The sequence below is a fragment of the Pseudomonas sp. zjy_15 genome (genome assembly GCF_043101865.1).
In the GTDB taxonomy this organism is placed as follows: Bacteria; Pseudomonadota; Gammaproteobacteria; order Pseudomonadales; family Pseudomonadaceae; genus Aquipseudomonas; species Aquipseudomonas putida_Y.
The window spans coordinates 33,256-51,421 of the sequence record NZ_JBICII010000064.1 but is presented as its reverse complement, the minus strand read 5'-3'; the positions used below and the strand labels follow the sequence as shown (position 1 = coordinate 51,421).

Genomic DNA, 18,166 nt, shown 5'->3' with positions numbered 1-18,166 from the left:
CGAATGAGGGGCTGAGCGCTACGGCATGTCATTATTCTTGTCTCCAATAAGCCTCATGGACCGTGTGCAACACGGTTGCCATGGATTATTGGAAACGGATGTAAGGTGCCGTTGTACGAACGGATCGAAGATGTAAAAAGTCGTAAGCTTTTTGTACGTCAGCTCTGGATCAGCTGTTCCAGCGTGGCGTTGGCCTGACCTAGCTGGGTGGCCAGCGGCTCGCCGAGGGCTTGCATGGCCTGCAGGTCATGCTGCCGGGCCGCCTCCTCCAGGCGACGCAACAGCGTAGCCAGCCCGGTAAACCCCAGGGAATCGCAACTGCCAGCCAGGCGGTGGGCCAGGTGCAGCACTTCGGTGAAGTCCTGGGCTGGCAGCGCCTCGGCCAGCGCCATGGCGTGCTGCTGCAGTGACTGGTGCAGGACCTTCAGCAGGCCCTGCAACTTCTGCTCCCCCAGCAGTGAACGGTGGGTGTCGAGCAATGACCAGTCCATGTCTGCGCCAGCGCTGGCCACTTCACCGGGCGCTACGTCAGCCAACGCCTTGCGCAGGTTGTCCAGCCGCAAAGGCTTGGCCAGTACGCCCTGCATACCAGCGTCCAGATAACCCGCTACCTGGCCCGGTTGCACGCCGGCCGTCAGCGCCAGGATCCGACTGTTGCGGTTCGGCCCCGGCGAGGTGCGCAGCTGTCGGCACAACGCCACCCCGCTCATGCCCGGCAAGTGTACGTCCAGCAGAACCAGGTCGAAGCGCCGCTGCGCGCATGCCTGCAGGGCTTGCCCGGCGTCTTCGGCAAAGCTTACCCGGTGACCGTCGCGCATCAGCAGGCCACCGGCAACCTCACGGTTCAGCGCAACGTCTTCGACCACCAGAATATCCAGGCTGGGCAAGGGCGAAGGGGTTGGTGAACCCGCTGAGACAGGCTGCCCGCGAGCCATGTCGAGCTCGAACCAAAAGCAGCTGCCCTGCCCTTGAGCGCTATCGAGGCCGATGCTACCGCCCAGCTTTTCCACCAGGTGCTTGCAAATCGCCAGGCCCAGGCCAGTGCCGCCATAGCGCAGGGTCACCGCTTCGCTGGCCTGGACGAAACGGTCGAAGATCTTCGCCTGAACGGCGGGTTCGATGCCGATACCGTTGTCACGGACCGACAGCCGCAAGCGCTGCGAGCATTCGTTACTGGCAAGCACCTGCACCGTAAGCTGTACCTGGCCGTACTCAGTGAACTTGATGGCATTGGCCAGCAGATTGCTCAGCACCTGTCGCAGGTACTGCTCTGCGCCGTGCTGGTACGCGGCCAGTTGCTCATCGACCTGCAGTTGCAGGGTGTCGGCATTGTCCATGGCCATGGGTTCGAGCAACGCCAGCACTTCCTGGCACAACTGACGCAAGGAAAACACCACCCGCTCGGCGCGGCTCTCGCCTTCTTCGAGCCGGGCGAAATACAGCACTTCGTTGAGAATCGCCAACAGCCCTTCGCCGGCCTTGTACAAGGCCTCGACACGCTGGCGGTCGGCGACCTCCAGGCGCCCGCCGCGCAGCAGTTCGGCCATGCCCAGAATACCGTTGAGCGGCGTACGCAATTCATGGCTCATGGTCGCCAGAAAGCGCGACTTGGCCAGGTTGGCTGCCTCGGCCTCGTCCTTGGCCCGAGCCAGGCTGGCCGTACGCCGCTCGACCATGGCCTGCAATTCGTCGCGTTTGTCCTGCAGTGCCAGGCGGTCGCGCTCACGGCGCTCGATATCGCTGAGGATGGCGCGGCGCATATCGTCCAGGGCATTGGCCACAGTGTCGATTTCGTCGGGGCGCGATGAACGACGGCGGCCAAGGCGCAAGGGCTCCTGCCACTGGCCTGCGCCAATGCGGCGGGCGAACTCGGCCATCACTTGCAGGTGGCGGGTGACCAGGCGGTAGAACAGCCCTGACAACGCCACTGCCAGGCCGCACAGAAACACACCCATCCACAACAGGCTGGCAAGGCCCGTGGCGTAAAGCCGCCGGTGTACCGCGCCAAGGTCGATGCTGACTTCCAGCTCCCCCAGATGCCTGACTGGCCCTGAGGGCGGCTGGTAGTCGAGGGGGAAGCGCTCGATGCGCAGCGGCCCTTGGGGGTCGGCCTCACCGCGTAACAGCGGGAAATCATCACTGACCAGACGCACCCGCGCCACATCGGAAAAGTCCACCAGGCCGCGCAGCTGAACATCCAGCTGCGCCTCGTCGAGGTCCCACAGGCTGCGTTCCAGGCTGGCCAGGTAGCCGGCACGGATCAACGCCATGCGTGCCTCTATATCCCGCATTTCGCGACGGTACTCGAAGTAAAGCTGCACGCCACTGGCCAGCACCGTGAAGCACAAGCTGAACAGCAGAATGAACAGCAGCAGACGGCGCAGCAGGCCATCGGTGCGCAGGCGGATCATCGTGCATCCGCCGGCAGGTTGATCATGTCGCGGTAAGTGACTTCACTTTGCTCCAGCCAACGCGCGATCTCGCCCGCCTGGTTCATCCGCTGCAACTGCGCATCGATTTCAGCCATGCGCTGGCTCAAGGGTGACTGTCGCGATACCGCCACTCGCAGGTAGTCCACGCTCAGTGCCGTGGGCAATGCGCGAATATCCTGCGCACCGGGCAGGTGCTCGATGAACAGCAGCCCGGTGCGCCGCTCCTGAATCACATAGTCGATGCGCCCGCGGATCAGCTTGCCAAAGTTCTGCTGGCTGGACGATACCCGCTCGATGTTCTGGTGGCGGGCGACGAAGCGGTCGAACTCGGCGCCATAGCTTTCACCGTACAGCAGGCCGCCGCGGTAACCCGCCAGGTCCTCCAGCTGCTGGAACTGCACCGGCCGCTTGCGGTTGTAGAACACGGCCACTTCCTCGCGCACCACCGGCACCTTGGAGAAACGCATGCGCTGGTCACGCTGGTCGCTGTTGTAGGCCAGCACCACATCCACCCGCCCGGCGGCGGCGTCCATCAGGCAGCGCTTCCAGTTGCCCAGCACGACGGTTTGCACCTCGTAGCCCATGCGCGCGAACAGTTCGCGCACCACGGTCGGGGCCAGGCCACGCACCTGGTGGCCGTCGCTCCAGGAAATGGGCGGATACACCGGGTAGTCACAGTAACGCACCGGCTCACTGGCACTGGCGTGCAGGGTGGGCCACGTCAAGGCCAGCGCCAACAACCAGGCGCGATGAATCATGCTGCCACGCTGGCGGTGAACAGGTAGCCGGTGCCGTGAATGGTGATGATCAACTGCGGTTCGGCCGGGTCGTCATGCAGCTTGCGCCGCAGGCGGCCGACCAGCACGTCGATGGAGCGGTCGTTGGGCACCCACTCGCGGTTGCGAATCTGGTCCATCAACTGGTCGCGGCTGAGGGTATGGCCGCTGTTGCGTAGAAATACGCTGAGCAACTGGAATTCGCCGTGGGTCAGCAGGGTTTGCCCGCCACGGGCGTCGATCAGGCGCCGGCGGTCGGTATCCAGTGCCCAGTCGGCGAACTGCTTCAGCGACTGCGCACAGGCCGGGGCGGGGTGCGCCTCGCGGGCATGGCGCACGCGGCGGATCAGGTTTTTCGCCCGGGACACCAGCTCGCGGGGGTTGAGCGGTTTGATCACGTAGTCATCTGCCCCGCATTCCAGGCCAACGATGCGGTCGATGTCGTCATTGCGCCCGGTGACGAGGATGATGCCAACCTCCGAGCGCACCCGCAGTTCGCGGGTCAGGGTAAGGCCGTCCTTGCCGGGCAGGCGGATGTCCAGCAGCACCAGGTCGACATCCTGGCTGGCAAGCAGGGCTTCGGCCCCTTCGGCTGTATCGGCGCAGTGAACGTCGTAGCCTTCCTGGGACAGGTAGGCCTGCAGCAAGTCACGAATAAGCGGATCGTCATCGACGATCAATACCCGAGGCGTCATTGCGTGTTGTCTCTTTTTATTGGTGTTGTTCTACACACTCGCAACAGCAGCGTACTCGTTACTGAACAGGTGATCAACAGCCCTCGGGCAGGCTGAAGCGCCTCCGGCCACCAGCCTGCAGGCCGTCGACCCAGGCCTCGCAGATGATCACGCCCTGCTCGGGGCTGAAGGTGCCGGGGTTCAGGCCCGACTCCAGCCACAGGCCGTCGAGCAAGGCGCTAAGGCTGATGGCCGCCAGGTCGGCATCGAAGCCCTGCCAGCCCTCCTCTTCGGCCAGTCTGGCCAGTAGCTGGCCAAGCTCGTTGCGGTACTCGCCGTAGGAGTGGTCGTGCACCTGGTTGATCGCATCGGCGGTCTTCACCGCGCCCCAGAAGGCCAGCCAGGCATCGAGCAATTGCGGGTCGAGCAGTTCGGCGCAGAACGAGGCACGGAAAAACGCCGACAATCGCTCGCGGGCATTGGGCGCGGCCTGGGCCATGGCCTCGCGCAGCAGGCCCATCACCCGACCGGTGACGGCCATGTAAGCCTCTGCCACCAATTCGTCCTTACCGGCGTAGTGATGGCTGATAAGCCCGACCGAGACCCCGGCCTCGGCCGAAATCTTGCGGATCGAAGCCCCCTGAAAACCATGGCGTTTGAGGCACACCAGGGTCGCCTCGACCAGGTTGGCTTTGCGCAATTCCGGCAGCATGCGGTGGTAGCGGGCTTCCTGAGTCATCGGTGGGTCTCTGGTTAGGGGCTGGACTGAACGACTGTACAACAAGCCGGACTGCGTGATAAACCCTAAGCGCCACTGCCCGGCAGGGCCCCCTCACAACAACAAAAGCGGCTGCCATGAACAACCTGATCACACGCGAACTGGACCAAGGCCTGCTGACCCTGGCCTTCAACCGCCCCGACAAGCTCAATGCCCTGAACACTGCCATGTACCAGCTGCTGGGTGACCTATTGCTGGCGGCAAGTGAGGACCCCGCTGTCGATGCCATCATCATCACCGGTGGGCCGCATTGCTTCAGCGCTGGCAACGACCTTCGCGACTTCCTCGACAACCCGCCCAGCGACCTGGACAGCCCGGTGTTCCGCCTGATGCGGGTGATCATGGGCCTGGACAAGCCGCTGATCGCAGCGGTCAGTGGTGCGGCGATCGGCATCGGGGCCACCCTGTTGCTGCACTGCGACCAGGTGCTGGTCAGCCGCTCGACCAAGCTGCGCATGCCTTTCGCGCCGCTGGGTGTGTGCCCGGAGTTCGGTTCCAGCCTGCTGCTGCCGCGTGTGCTTGGCCAGGCCCGGGCGGCACGCTTGCTGCTGACCAATGCGCTGCTGGATGGCGAGCAGATGGTGGCCTGGGGACTGGCCAATGAGCTGCATGAAAACGGCGAACAGTGCCTGGACGCTGCCCGCACGCTGGCGCGGCAGATGCAAGGCTACCCGCAAGCGGCACTGCGGATCAGCAAGCGGCTGCTCAAGGACAGCCAGCGGGCGGAGCTGGAGGCCACGGTGGCGCGGGAAAGCCGACTGTTCATCGAATGCTTGCGTACTGAAGAAGCACGGGCAGTGCTGCGAGGGCTTATCAAGGATTGAAGGGGCTGGCGCGATCTTCATGGGCGCAACTGTCTTGCTTGAACGTTGTTGCACTAGTACCCGGTCATCTCCAGATACCCGCGCCCGCCCGCACTCCCGCTCAAGCGTACCGGCCCTTCCCAATATGGGAACCGTGTCTGCATCCACGCCTGCGTCTCCACGACATCGACCCGCACATCCACCCCATGCTCCGGCACTTGCACCCGCCAGCGCGTCGGTACCTGCTTGCCGTTTTTCTGCGCAGACCAGGCCAGCGCCTGCAGGCGGATCTGTGCCGCGTCCAGCGCCACCACCTCCCCCTGTGGCCCAACCCAGGTCCCGGCGCGATACGGTTCCCCGTGGGCCTCCCGCACCTGGAACAGCATCAGCTTGGCGCCACTGTCCAGGTGCAGGGAAAACCAGTCCCAGCCGGTCTGTCCGGGCGCCAGCGGCTGGCTGCTCCATTCCCGGTCCAGCCAGGCCTGCCCGGTAACCGCGATGCACAGGCTGCCACGCTGGACGTGCCCCTGGACGTGGTAGAACGGCTGGCTGTAATAGTACGAAGCCTGGCCCTTGCCTGATTTTTCGCTGTAGCCCTGCTCCCCGTGCAGCACCCAGGGAAGATCGCTGTGCAACTGCAAGTCATAGCGAAAACCGTCGCCACTTGCGGCCATCTGCAGCTGTTCAATCCCGCCCCGGCCCTGTAACACCCAATCGTTGATCCATGCCCGAAACGGCTGGGCCTGCACGCCGGCCTGGCCGACACCACCCCGCGCCAGGGTTTCAGCAGCCTGATGGCCACCCGGCCCGGTCAGTGCTGCATGCCCCATCCACAGGTTCGGGCTGTTCCAGCCGCGGGTCTCCGGACCGGGGCGCAAAGCCGAGCGGAACAGTGTCCACTGGGCGCCCCAGTCACGGCCCTGGGCGTCCTTGAGGTTGGCGGTGACATACCACCACTCGATACGAAAGCCGTCGTGGGGGCCGTGGTCATGCGGGAATACCAGACGATGATCGCGGGTCACCTGGCTGAACTCGCCAGCCTGCTGCCCGAGCCCGGCATAGCCTTGTGGTGCAGGCGGATCACAGCCGCACAACAACAACCCGGTGAGCAACAGCCACGCATTATGCTTCATCGGCCAACGGCCTCAACAGTTCGCGCGGCTGGCGGCGCGCCAGTTGCCACAGCGGCCAAGCGCAGGCCAACAGGCTGGTGAGCATGCCCAGCACGGTCAACTGCAGCAGTTGCATGGGGAACACATAGAGCGGTAAGCGCCAGCCGAAGGCCTGCACGTTCACCACCGCGACCAGGCACCAGGCCAGCAACAGCCCAAGCGGAATTGCCAGCAGCACGGTGAAGCTGCTGAGCATGAGTGTCTGCCCCAGGCTCAGCCAGACCAGTTGCATGCGCCGCACCCCCAGCGCCCACAGCGGTGCCAACTGGCCCAGCCGCGCCTGGCCCAGGGTCAGCAGGTTGATGAACAACGCCACACCGGCCACGCCAAGGGTAAGGCTGTTGAGAGCTGCGGTGGCGGCAAAGGTGCGGTTGAAGACGTCGGTCGACCAGCGTTTCAGGCGCGCCTGCTCGACCACCCGGCTGTCATCCAGGGCAAAGTGCCGTTGCAGCGCGTCCTTGAGCGATGCCCCCCCTTCAGCGCTCAGGTCGACACTCAAGCCGGCCAGGGTTGCCTGTGGCCAGTGGGCGCGCAACCAGTCGGCATTGACCAGCACATGCCCCTTGGGGTTGCCGTAATCGGCATAGATCCCCACCACGGGCATGGCTGGCGTGTCTGCGGGCAGCATCAGGCTGTCTCCCAGTTGCAGGTTCAATCGCCTGGCCAACTGCTCACTGAGCATCAAGCCTTGTCCGCTGGCCAGTTGCTGCCAAGCACGCGAATGCTGTTCCAGCAATGGCCAGCGCGTAAGATAGGCAGGGTGATCGACAATGCCCTGCACTTGCACCGGCCAACCTTGCAGCTGCATGTCTGCGCGCCAGCCGGGCAGGACCATGCTGGCCCCGGGCTGCTGCGTGAGCCACTCGACAATCTGCAAGCCTTGGGCCGTGTCCCGCGGGGTGACATACAGGTCGGCGGAGAGGCGCAGGTCAAGCCAACCGACAAACGTCTTGCGAAAACCCTCGGTCATGCTGCCCACGCCAACACTGGCAGCCAGGGCCAGCAAAAGGGCGACCAACGCCAGGCTCAGCGCTGGCAACTGCTGGCGGCTGTCAGCCACGAACCATTGCGCCAATGGCCGGTGGCAACGACGCGCCAGCCAGGCCAGTACCCGATCGAGCAACGCCGGCAACAGCAGTGCCGCCGCCAGCAGCAACCCTGCCAGCATGCCGAACGCGCTAAGCAAGCCAGCCCCGAAGACACCACAGCCCAAGGCCAGCAACAGCAGCAGGCCCGCTAGCAAAGCCTGCCGTTGCAACCATGGCCCCTGCGCCAGCCGCCAGGCCTGGGGTTGCGCCAGCGCCAGCAAAGGCAAACGGGCAGCACGCATTACACTCTGCAGCCCAGCCAGCAATGCCCCGAGTACACTCACCAGCACACCCAGCAGCCACCACCCCGCCGGCAGGCTCAACGTGCCGGCGACCTGGGCGCCATACAGACCACGCAGGCTGGCGGCCACGTCGGGCAGCAGCCACGCGGCCAAGGCGTAACCACTGGCCACCCCGGCCAGCCCACCCAGTGCCGCGAACAGGCCCAGTTCCAGTACCAGGGCACCCAGCAGGGTCTTCAGGCTGACGCCGCACGCGCGCAGGTTGCGGATCAGCCCACGGCGCTGCTCCAGCGCCAGACCGATCGCGGCGTGGGCGATGAACAAGCCGACGACGAACGCCAGCAGGCCGAGCGCGGTCAGGTTGAGGTGGAAACTGTCGGTCAGGCGCTGCAAGCCACCATCGTCCTGCCGCGGCTGCAGTTCAAGGTAGCGGGCGATATCTGCAGGCAACGGCCCGGGCGTATCGGCCAGCAGCAGACGAGACAACTGCCCCGGTGCGTTCAGCAACGTCTGCGCGTGGCCGATGTCCACCACGATGACCCCGGGTGCCAACGCAGGCTGCAAAACCATAGGCGGCAGCAACTGCCCTTCACTGTCGCGGGTCGGCGACCCGGGGCTTGTGTTCAGTTGACGCAAGGTGTCTGGCCCAACCCAGGCTTGCCCGGGCGAGCCGACGAACGCTTGCAGGTCGAATGCCTGCACCTGCACCCCGGCAACGCTGCTGGCAGGCGGCAGGCTCAACGGCTCGATGCCGATCAGTCGCACACTGCGTGCGGGCTCGCCCGGCAAGCGCAAGCGCCCTTCCAGCACCGGCGAAACAGCCCAGCCCAGCCTGCGCAGTTGCACGTACAACGCCTGATCGAAGCGCTCGCCATTGCGCGCGATCAGTTGCGCCTGCAACGGCCCGGTCAATACCGCGCTGGCCCGGGCATAGTCGCTGCGTGCCTGGCTGTTCAACGCCTGCACGCCGGTCCACAACGCCGTGGCCAGCCACAGGCCAGTGAAGATGCTGAAGCACTGCACACGATGGCGCCGCCAGTGGCTGAGCAGCGCCAACAGGGCCAGCGACAAAAGCTTCATCAGCCCTGCTCGGGCCGCACACGGCCGGCCTGCAGGTAGCAACGGTGCTGCAAACGCGCCGCCAGCCGCGGGCTGTGGGTCACCATCAGTACCCCGCTGCCGGCTTCGGCGACCAACTGCAGCAACAAACTCAGCACCTCGTCACTGCTGGCTTCATCGAGGCTGCCGGTCGGTTCGTCAGCCAGCAGCCAGGCCGGGCGCCCGGCAAGTGCACGGCCGATCGCGACGCGCTGCTGCTGGCCGCCAGACAGTTGTTCCGGATACCGCTCAAGCAGGTCCGCCAGGCCCAGGCGCTGCGCCAGGTAAGCCGCCCAATGCGGGTCATGCCGCCCGGCGAGACGGGCCTGGAAGGTAAGGTTCAGGCCCACGTCCAGGCTGCTGATCAGGTTGTACTGCTGAAACACCAGGCCGATCCCCTCCCGCCGCCACTGCGCCAGCGAAGCTTCCGAACGGCCGTCGAGCGGAACATCGTCGATCAGAATGCGGCCGCTGTCAGCTCGGTCCAGGCCAGCCACCAGGTGCAGCAAAGTACTCTTGCCGCTTCCCGACTCGCCCATCAGCGCCAGGCTGCTGCCCCGCGCCAGGCGCACATCGACCCCCTGCAATATGGGGAGCGGGCCTTGGGGGGTGGGGAATGATTTGTAAAGTTGTTCGATGGCTAGCATCGAGTGGCCTTGATGGGTTGGGTGTCCCTTTAGGCATAGCAGGTTCGGCCAGGCCTGCTTCTGCACCGGCGCTCGCCAGCGCTCTTCTGGTCAGACGACGTGCTGCTGTAGCCGCCCCCGCGAATCGTTGGAGACATCCATCAATGGATCCACTAAAAACCGATAATCGCACGGAATTCACTTAATACGAGCAAAATTCATTGACCACTCACTACATGCGCAGCCTTAATGGATCCATTAAATAAAAACAAAACCCCGGAGAGCCTTCCATGTACCCCAAAAATACCTGGTACGTCGCCTGCACCCCCGATGAGATCGCCACCAAACCCCTGGGCCGGCAGATCTGCGGGGAAAAAATCGTGTTCTACCGCGCCCGAGAGAACCAAGTAGCCGCCGTCGAGGACTTCTGCCCGCACCGCGGCGCACCGTTGTCGTTGGGCTATGTCGAGGACGGCAACCTGGTGTGCGGCTACCACGGCCTGGTGATGGGTTGCGACGGCAAGACCGTGTCGATGCCGGGCCAACGGGTGCGTGGCTTCCCCTGCAACAAGACCTTTGCGGCCGTCGAGCGCTATGGCTTCATCTGGGTCTGGCCCGGTGACCAGGCGCAGGCCGACCCGGCGCTGATTCCGCATCTGGAATGGGCGGTGAATGATGAGTGGGCCTACGGCGGCGGGCTGTTCCACATCGGTTGCGACTACCGCCTGATGATCGACAACCTCATGGACCTCACCCATGAAACCTATGTGCACGCGTCCAGCATCGGCCAGAAGGAGATCGACGAAGCACCGCCGGTCACCACCGTCACCGGCGACGAAGTGGTCACCGCCCGGCACATGGAAAACATCATGGCACCGCCCTTCTGGCGCATGGCCTTGCGTGGCAACGGCCTGGCCGATGATGTACCGGTGGACCGCTGGCAGATCTGCCGTTTCACCCCACCCAGCCATGTACTGATCGAAGTGGGCGTGGCGCATGCCGGCAAGGGTGGCTACCACGCCGATGCACAGCACAAGGCGTCGAGCATCGTGGTCGACTTCATCACCCCGGAAAGCGATACCTCTATCTGGTACTTCTGGGGCATGGCGCGCAACTTCGCTGCGCACGACCAGACCCTGACCGACAACATCCGGGAGGGCCAGGGCAAGATTTTCAGCGAAGACCTGGAAATGCTCGAACGTCAGCAGCAAAACCTGCTGGCCTACCCCGAGCGCAACTTGCTGAAGCTGAACATCGATGCCGGCGGCGTGCAGTCACGCAAGGTGCTGGAGCGGATCATCGCCAAAGAGCGTGCACCGCAGCCGCAACTGATCGCCACCAGCGCCACCCCTGCCTGAGGAACAGCCGACATGATCGATGCCGTAGTGGTCTCCCGTAACGATGAAGCGCAGGGTATCTGCAGCTTCGAACTGGCAGCGGCAGATGGCAGCCTGCTGCCGGCGTTCAGCGCCGGCGCCCATATCGACGTGCACCTGCCCGACGGGCTGGTGCGCCAGTACTCGCTGTGCAACCACCCCGAAGAACGCCATCGCTACCTGATTGGCGTGCTCAACGACCCGGCTTCGCGGGGCGGCTCACGTAGCCTGCACGAGCAGGTGCAGGCCGGTGCCCGGCTGCGTATCAGTGCGCCGCGCAACCTGTTCCCGCTGGCTGAGAGGGCACAGCGCAGTTTGCTGTTTGCTGGCGGCATCGGTATTACCCCGATCCTGTGCATGGCCGAGCAGCTGTCCCACAGCGGCCAGGCCTTCGAGCTGCACTACTGTGCCCGTTCCAGCGAGCGTGCAGCGTTTGTCGAGCGGATTCGCAGTGCGCCGTTCGCTGATCGGCTGTTCGTGCATTTTGACGAGCAGCCGGAAACGGCGCTGGACATCGCCCAGGTGCTGGGCAATCCGCAAGATGATGTGCACCTGTATGTATGCGGACCAGGCGGCTTCATGCAGCATGTGCTGGACAGCGCGAAGGGGCTGGGCTGGCAGGAGGCCAACCTGCACCGCGAGTACTTCGCTGCAGCGCCGGTGGATGCCAGCAACGACGGCAGTTTCTCGGTGCAGGTGGGCAGCACGGGACAGGTGTTCGAGGTGCCAGCCGAGCGGACCGTGGTGCAGGTGCTGGAAGAGAACGGTATCGAGATCGCCATGTCGTGCGAGCAGGGTATTTGCGGCACCTGCCTGACACGCGTGCTGCAGGGTACACCGGACCATCGCGATCTGTTTCTCACCGAACAGGAGCAGGCCTTGAACGATCAGTTCACGCCCTGCTGCTCGCGCTCGAAGACGCCGCTGCTGGTGCTGGATATCTGACCTGGCTTACGACGAGGCCAGGATGACTTTCATGCCCGCGTCCGCCGCTGCCCCGCCAAAGGTTTCGGCATAGCGCAAGGTGGCATTGGCGTGCTCGCGCATGATCGCTTCAGCGCGAGCACCCTGGCGGTTGACCAGGGCATCGAACACAGCGTGGTGCTGCATGTGGGCGAAGTTGAAGCGCCGGTACTCACGGGCCAGATCATGGCGATCCACCGCCAGTGCGGTGACCGAGGCGAACGGCAGGTGGTCATTGCGCGCCAGGGCAACGGCAATGGCCGGGTTGTGGCTGGCGTCGATGATCACCTGATGAAAACGCATGTTCAGGTCGTGATAAGCCTGCAAGTCGTCTTCGCTCACAAAGCCCTTGTCGAACAGCTGATCGCCGTCGACCAGGCACTGTTGCAGCGCAGCGCGTGCTTGCACCGACAAGCCACGCTCTGCAGCCTGACGCGCAGCCAACCCCTCCAGCACACCACGCACCTCGACCGCACCCGCGATGTCGTCGGCGCTGACCGAGCGCACCTGAAACCCCCGGCCGCCAAAGCGCACCAGCAGGCCTTCCTGTTCGAGGGTGCGAAATGCCATGCGCACCGGCATGCGTGAAACGCCGAACAGTTCAGCGGTTGGGACTTCCATCAAGCGTTCGCCGGCCGCCAGCTCGCCCGAAGCGATCATCTTGCGCAGCGCAACCAGCACCATTTGACCGGGTTTGCTCATCCAGGCTACTTCCACAGACATGAGCGGGCATCTTAGCGCAAGCCGAGGGGTTGCTGCAGGCCTGTGTAGGAACGAGTTTACCCGCGAAGCAGGCGACGCGGGGCATGGCACCGGCTGCGCCGGTGTTCGCGGGTGAACCCGCTCCTACGGGGGGCGCGCCAAGAAAACAACCGGGCGCAAGACATGCGCCGTAGATGTAGGAGCGGGTTTACCCGCGAAGCAGGCAACGCGGAACATGGCACCGGCTGCGCCGGTGTTCGCGGGTGAACCCGCCCCTACAAGGTCAGCGGGTAGCTGACGATCAGGCGCGTCTGGTCGAGATCACTGTTGAAGCTGCGCCGGTTGGCCGCGTTGTTCAGCCGGATGTTGAGGTTCTTCAAAGCCCCGCTCTGGAAGGTGTAGTTCACCTCGATATCGCGCTCCCACTCCTTACCATTGCTGCCCGCCGCCGTGGTGGCATTCTCGCCGTGGCCGTAGCGCACCATGGCCAACAGCCCTGGCACACCCAGCGCGGCAAAGTTGTAGTCGTAACGCACTTGCCACGAGCGCTCGTCAGCATTGCTGAAGTTGCCGTTGAACATGTCATTGCCCAGGGTTCGCCCACTGCTGCCGTACACCGACATCCACTGGCTGTCGCCACTGACCTTCTGCAACCCCAGGTACAGCGTGTGGCCACTGTGCGAAGCTGACAGCAAGGCGTAGCCGGTGCGGCTCTGGATGTCGCCGATGCGCGCCTGCCCGTCATCCCGGTCAATGAAGTAGCCCAGGTTGGCCCCCAACCTCCACTCCCCTACCTGCTGGCTGTGCAGCAGGTTGAAGTAGCTTTGCTGGTAGATGTCCTCCAACTGCGCGTGCCAGGCGCCGATCAGTGTTCGCTGCTGGTTGAAGCGGTACTCGGCACCTGCGTAGTTGAAGCCGTCCGAGGTGACCCCGGGCGCGGCCCAGGCAGATAGGTCCTGCATGTCCGAAGAGTGGCGCAGGCTCACCTCGCGGTACTGGCCGGCCTGCAGGCTAAGGCCTGCGATTTCCCGCGAGTCGAGCATGGCGCCACGAAAGGTCTGCGGCAGCAGGCGACCATCGTCGTAGCGCAACAGTGGGACATCCGGCAACAACTCCCCCACCTTCAGCTTGGTCGCGGAAATACGCAGCTTCGCCGCCAGCCCTGCCCGACCGTAGTCGTCGGCCGCACGCCCGTCATCGTGCACCGGCAGCAGTTCTGAGCCGCTGGTACCGCGGCCGCTGTCCAGCTTCACGCCGAACAAGGCGATACCGTCCAGGCCAAAACCGATCAGCCCCGGGGTGTAGCCCGAGCTGAACTTGAAGATGAAACCCTGGGCCCATTCTTCAACCTTGCCCTTGGCTGCCCCCGGGTCGCGGAAATCACGATTGAAATAGTAATTGCGCAGTGTCAGCCCGCCCTTGGCACCTTCAAAGAAGCCCCCTTCATCGGCCCAGGCCGGCAAACCGAGACCAAACGCCAGCGAAACTGCCAGGGCCGAACGGGCCAGCGTGCAGGTTGTATCCATCATTATTATTGTTCTCCGCTTTCAATAGGCGCAGCAGGCCGCCCCAGGCCAGCCTGACCCGGAGCAGGAAGTTGCATTCAGATACCCCGGCCAGGCCGGGTTGCACTCAGTGACTCAGTGCATCAGCAGGCAGGGTGGACGCCGGCTTGTTCATCGGGCGCAGCAACAGCAGGCAACCCGCGGCAAGCACGAATACGATGGCGAACACGCCATACAGATGCAGGGGTTGCCAGCCGCCATCGAGCAACACGCCAGCCACGGTCGGCGACAGGATGGCGCCCATGCGGCCGATGCCGATACCCCAGCCCACGCCGGTGGCGCGTACCGAGGCGTCGTAGACCACCGGCGACAAGGCATACAGCCCAGCCACGCAGCCGTTGGAAAACAGCCCGATCAGCAGTCCCAACGCCAGCGCCGCAGTGACCGAGGCACCATTGGCCACGAACAGCACCAGCAGCGCTGCGGTAATGAGCATGAACAACGCCAGCACGCGAGTCAGTGGCCAGCGCGAAGCCAGGCCGCCGATCAGCGCCGCACCAAGGATGCCGCCCACGCTCAACAGTACGCCGCCGGTGATGCCTTGCTGGGCCGACAAGCCGGAGGCCACCAGCAGTTTCGGCGTCCAGCTCATGACGAAGTAGAAGCCGAACATGACCAGGAAGAACAGCAACCAGATCACCAGCGTGGTGCGGCGCATGGCCGGCGCCAGCAGTTGCCTGAAACCGCTGTTGGCACCCGCTGCCCTTGCGGCAACAGCCGGCAGTTGCGCCAATGCCGGTTGGCCGAGGCGCACGGCAAGACGGTTGACCCGGGCCAGAGCATTGGCCGGCCGGCGTGCCAGCAGAAAGTCCAGCGACTCTGGCAACCACAGCAGTACCAGCGGAATCACCAGTACGGTAACGATGCCGCCAAACAGAAATACCGAGCGCCAGCCCCAATGCCCCAGCAACCATACCGCCAGCAAACCGCCCAGGGTCGCGCCCAGCGCATAACCAGTGGACTGCAGGCTAACCGCCAAGCCGCGCCAGCGTTTGCTGGCATATTCACTGGCAATCACATTGCTGCTGGCCAGGATGCCACCAATGCCCAGCCCGGTCAGACCACGCAGCAGCGCCAGTTGCAGCGGGCTCTGACTCAGTGCCGAGAGCAGCATGCCGATACCGGACAGCGCCAGACACAGCAGGATCAGCGGGCGTCGGCCAAAGCGGTCAGCCCACGGCGCGATGAACAATGACCCGGCCGCCATACCGAACAAGCCGGCACTGAGCAGAAGCCCTACCTGCGCCCCGTTCAGGTTCCACTCGGCAGACACCGAGGCAGCGGTAAAGGCCATGACCAGCACGTCGAAGCCATCGATCATGTTGAGGATGATGCAAATACCAATGGCCAGGCACTGAAAGCGGCCCATCGGGTCGTTGTCCAGACGTTGCTTGAGATCGGTATTCATGGGGTCACCTGCCGGCCAGGCTTGGCCACAGGCGAGAAGAACGATGCGCACACGCAGGCGCAACGGGAGGAACCCTGACGGTTCAGTGCCGCTGGATAGCCATTCATGACTGGACCCTTTTTGTAATTGTTATCGCATACGGCAGGAGGGCTCCGGCCGTTGTCAGGCGCTAATCAACCAGATAATGGATCCACAGACAACGTGACGAAAGCACTGCCTAACAATCAGGCGCAACCAATTTCAGTTCATTGCTAGGAAAAATCATATTTTTTATAAATAAATTCAATAGTTTAGAAATTTACAACCAACGAAACTTGATGTTCGGTTACCGAACAGAATCGATCTATGGATCCACAAATCATCAAAAACCACCCCTGACTCGCCATCATGACTCCGCAATGAACAAATCTTCATATTCCCCCTCAGCGCCCGGATCATGGGGCACACAGCCGATGCCAGCCAGCCGGCAGCCGGGGCTCGTCTTGAGGGGGCAGTACGGGTTGCGTAGCATCCGCGGCCCGATCGCGCGCGTACTGCTCCCCCCCCAGGATCGACTCACTGATGCCGCAACCTATCCCTCTAAAGGACCACGAAAAGGAAAAACATCTGGTCAACCGTCGGCTTCTGGCCTGCGCCGCCATGGTGTTCAGCCTGTGTGCCGTCCTGGTTGGCCGGCTCTATGTGCTGCAAGTGCTACAGCACGACCAGCAAACGGCCGTGTCGGAAAACAACCGCGTGCACGTGTTGCCCATCGCTCCCGAACGCGGGCTGATCTACGACCGCAACGGCGTGGTACTGGCGGACAACAAGCCCAGCTTCGACCTGACCATGACTCGCGAGCGGGCCGGCGGCGACTCGGCCAAAGTGCTCGACACCCTGACGCAGGTGCTGGGCCTGACCGAAGACGACCGTAAGCAGTTCGACAAGGACCTGCGCCGTGGCCGCAAACCGTTCGAGCCCGTGACCCTCATGGTGGGTTTGAGCGAGAAACAGATCGCCCTGGTCGCCGTGAACCAGTTCCGCCTGCCAGGCCTGGATGTAGAGCCGCAATTCATCCGCGAGTACCCACTGGCCGAGCATTTCGCTCATTCAGTGGGCTATGTGGGGCGCATCAACGAGAAAGAAGCCAAGACGCTCGACAGCACGGAGTACCGCGGCACCCAATCGATTGGCAAGACCGGCATCGAGCGCTTCTACGAAAGCCAGCTGCATGGCCACGTGGGCTACGAAGAGGTCGAGACCAACGCTCAAGGGCGGGTGATGCGTGTGCTCAACCACAAGGCCCCGACCCCAGGGCAGGACATAGTGCTCACCCTGGACGCCCATTTGCAGGTAGCCGCAGAAAAAGCGCTGGGTGACCGCCGTGGCTCGGTAGTGGTGCTGGACCCGGCCAATGGTGATGTCCTGGCGATGGTCAGCAACCCAAGCTTCGACCCCAACCTGTTCGTCAAGGGCATCAGCTTCAAACAGTATGCCGCGCTGCGCGACTCCATCGACCGCCCACTGTTCAACCGCGTCCTGCGCGGCCTGTACGCGCCCGGCTCGACCGTGAAGCCTGAAGTGGCGATCGCTGGCCTCGACAGCGGGGTGATCACTCCGGGCAGCCGGGTGTTCGACCCGGGCTACTACGAACTGCCCAACTATCACCACAAGTACCGCAACTGGAACCGCAGCGGTGACGGCTGGGTGGACATGTACACCGCCATCATGCGTTCCAACGACACCTACTTCTATGACCTGGCGCACAAACTGGGCATCGACCGCCTGCACGACTACATGGCCGAGTTCGGCCTGGGCCAGAAGGTGTCGCTGGACATGTTCGAGGAGGCCTCCGGGCTGATGCCCTCGGCCGAGTGGAAGCGCGCTACACGGCGCCAGGCCTGGTTCCCGGGCGAGACGCTGATCCTGGGCATTGGCCAGGGTTACATGCAGGTCACCCCGCTGCAGCTGGCCCAGGCCACCAGCCTGCTGGCAAGCAAGGGCGTGTGGCACCGCCCGCACCTGGCCATGACCGTGGGCGGCGACACACCAGTCGACACCCACCCCATGCCCAACATCGTTCTGCACGACAAGCATGCCTGGGACCAGGTCAACCAGGGCATGCAGATGGTCATGCACGACCCGCGCGGTATTGCCCGCGCCGCGGCAGCCGGTGCGCAGTACCGGATTGCCGGCAAGAGCGGTACCGCGCAGGTGGTGGCGATCAAGCAGGGTGAGCGTTACAACCGCAACAAGACCCTGGAGCGCCACCGCGACAATGCCCTGTTTGTCGGCTTTGCTCCGGCCGAGCATCCCAGCGTGGTGGTGGCGGTGATGATCGAGAACGGCGAGGCTGGGGGCCGGGTCGCAGGGCCGGTGGTACGGGAGGTGATGGACGCCTATCTGCTGGATGAGCAAGGGCACCTGAAGCCGGAGTATGCGGGCGGCGCACCCACTCGGGGTGTGCCACACACTTGATTTTGC

14 protein-coding genes are annotated in these 18,166 nt (G+C 63.9%); 4 read left to right on the top strand and 10 right to left on the bottom strand.

What is annotated here, in order from left to right; all coding sequences use genetic code 11:
• Positions 1–158: 158 nt before the first annotated feature.
• The 4 genes from ACF8EF_RS12300 to ACF8EF_RS12285 form a co-directional block, all read right to left on the bottom strand.
• Positions 159–2,411, bottom strand: coding sequence for an ATP-binding protein (locus tag ACF8EF_RS12300; protein ID WP_392461196.1), 2,253 nt, complete (start codon positions 2,409–2,411; stop codon positions 159–161).
• Complete coding sequence (locus ACF8EF_RS12295) at positions 2,408–3,190, bottom strand: ABC transporter substrate-binding protein (RefSeq protein ID WP_176682441.1); 783 nt, start codon at positions 3,188–3,190, stop codon at positions 2,408–2,410. The genes ACF8EF_RS12300 and ACF8EF_RS12295 overlap by 4 nt, the downstream gene beginning before the upstream one ends.
• Positions 3,187–3,903 carry a response regulator gene (locus tag ACF8EF_RS12290; RefSeq protein ID WP_176682440.1) on the bottom strand — a complete coding sequence of 239 codons (717 nt, stop codon included), beginning with the start codon at positions 3,901–3,903 and terminating at the stop codon, positions 3,187–3,189. Before ACF8EF_RS12290 ends, ACF8EF_RS12295 begins: the two co-directional genes overlap by 4 nt.
• 73 nt (positions 3,904–3,976) lie before the next feature.
• Positions 3,977–4,621: a TetR family transcriptional regulator C-terminal domain-containing protein gene (locus ACF8EF_RS12285; protein WP_014756232.1), complete on the bottom strand. Its 645-nt coding sequence runs from the start codon at positions 4,619–4,621 to the stop codon at positions 3,977–3,979.
• Positions 4,622–4,737: 116 nt separating this feature from the next.
• Between ACF8EF_RS12285 and ACF8EF_RS12280 the strand changes: the two genes are divergently transcribed.
• Positions 4,738–5,484: an enoyl-CoA hydratase-related protein gene (locus ACF8EF_RS12280; protein WP_176682439.1), complete on the top strand. Its 747-nt coding sequence runs from the start codon at positions 4,738–4,740 to the stop codon at positions 5,482–5,484.
• A gap of 53 nt (positions 5,485–5,537) precedes the next feature.
• Here ACF8EF_RS12280 and ACF8EF_RS12275 read toward each other — a convergent pair whose 3' ends face one another.
• Genes ACF8EF_RS12275 through ACF8EF_RS12265 form a run of 3 tightly spaced genes read right to left on the bottom strand, consistent with a single transcriptional unit; the run spans position 5,538 to position 9,710 of the window.
• Complete coding sequence (locus ACF8EF_RS12275) at positions 5,538–6,596, bottom strand: lipocalin-like domain-containing protein (RefSeq protein WP_392461195.1); 1,059 nt, start codon at positions 6,594–6,596, stop codon at positions 5,538–5,540.
• Positions 6,586–9,045: an ABC transporter permease gene (locus ACF8EF_RS12270; protein WP_266023829.1), complete on the bottom strand. Its 2,460-nt coding sequence runs from the start codon at positions 9,043–9,045 to the stop codon at positions 6,586–6,588. Before ACF8EF_RS12270 ends, ACF8EF_RS12275 begins: the two co-directional genes overlap by 11 nt.
• Positions 9,045–9,710: an ABC transporter ATP-binding protein gene (locus ACF8EF_RS12265; RefSeq protein WP_209966853.1), complete on the bottom strand. Its 666-nt coding sequence runs from the start codon at positions 9,708–9,710 to the stop codon at positions 9,045–9,047. Before ACF8EF_RS12265 ends, ACF8EF_RS12270 begins: the two co-directional genes overlap by 1 nt.
• 269 nt (positions 9,711–9,979) lie before the next feature.
• On the opposite strand from ACF8EF_RS12265, the gene ACF8EF_RS12260 reads away from it, so the two are divergent.
• Both ACF8EF_RS12260 and ACF8EF_RS12255 read left to right on the top strand, forming a co-directional pair.
• Complete coding sequence (locus ACF8EF_RS12260; RefSeq protein WP_392461194.1) at positions 9,980–11,047, top strand: Rieske 2Fe-2S domain-containing protein; 1,068 nt, start codon at positions 9,980–9,982, stop codon at positions 11,045–11,047.
• A gap of 12 nt (positions 11,048–11,059) precedes the next feature.
• On the top strand, positions 11,060–12,010 hold the full coding sequence (locus ACF8EF_RS12255) for a PDR/VanB family oxidoreductase (protein ID WP_176682435.1): 951 nt from the start codon (positions 11,060–11,062) through the stop codon (positions 12,008–12,010).
• 6 nt (positions 12,011–12,016) lie between these two features.
• Here ACF8EF_RS12255 and ACF8EF_RS12250 read toward each other — a convergent pair whose 3' ends face one another.
• The 3 genes from ACF8EF_RS12250 to ACF8EF_RS12240 all read right to left on the bottom strand — a co-directional run bounded on the left by ACF8EF_RS12250 (position 12,017) and on the right by ACF8EF_RS12240 (position 15,703).
• The gene (locus ACF8EF_RS12250; protein WP_176682498.1) at positions 12,017–12,730 is read right to left on the bottom strand and encodes a GntR family transcriptional regulator; all 714 of its coding nucleotides are present in this window, start codon (positions 12,728–12,730) and stop codon (positions 12,017–12,019) included.
• 275 nt (positions 12,731–13,005) lie between these two features.
• On the bottom strand, positions 13,006–14,259 hold the full coding sequence (locus ACF8EF_RS12245; protein WP_392461410.1) for an OprD family porin: 1,254 nt from the start codon (positions 14,257–14,259) through the stop codon (positions 13,006–13,008).
• 103 nt (positions 14,260–14,362) lie between these two features.
• The gene (locus ACF8EF_RS12240; RefSeq protein WP_339444320.1) at positions 14,363–15,703 is read right to left on the bottom strand and encodes an MFS transporter; all 1,341 of its coding nucleotides are present in this window, start codon (positions 15,701–15,703) and stop codon (positions 14,363–14,365) included.
• A 561-nt stretch (positions 15,704–16,264) separates the two neighbouring features.
• Here ACF8EF_RS12240 and mrdA point away from each other — a divergent pair.
• Positions 16,265–18,160 carry a penicillin-binding protein 2 gene (gene mrdA / locus ACF8EF_RS12235; protein ID WP_392461408.1) on the top strand — a complete coding sequence of 632 codons (1,896 nt, stop codon included), beginning with the start codon at positions 16,265–16,267 and terminating at the stop codon, positions 18,158–18,160.
• Positions 18,161–18,166 lie beyond the last annotated feature (6 nt).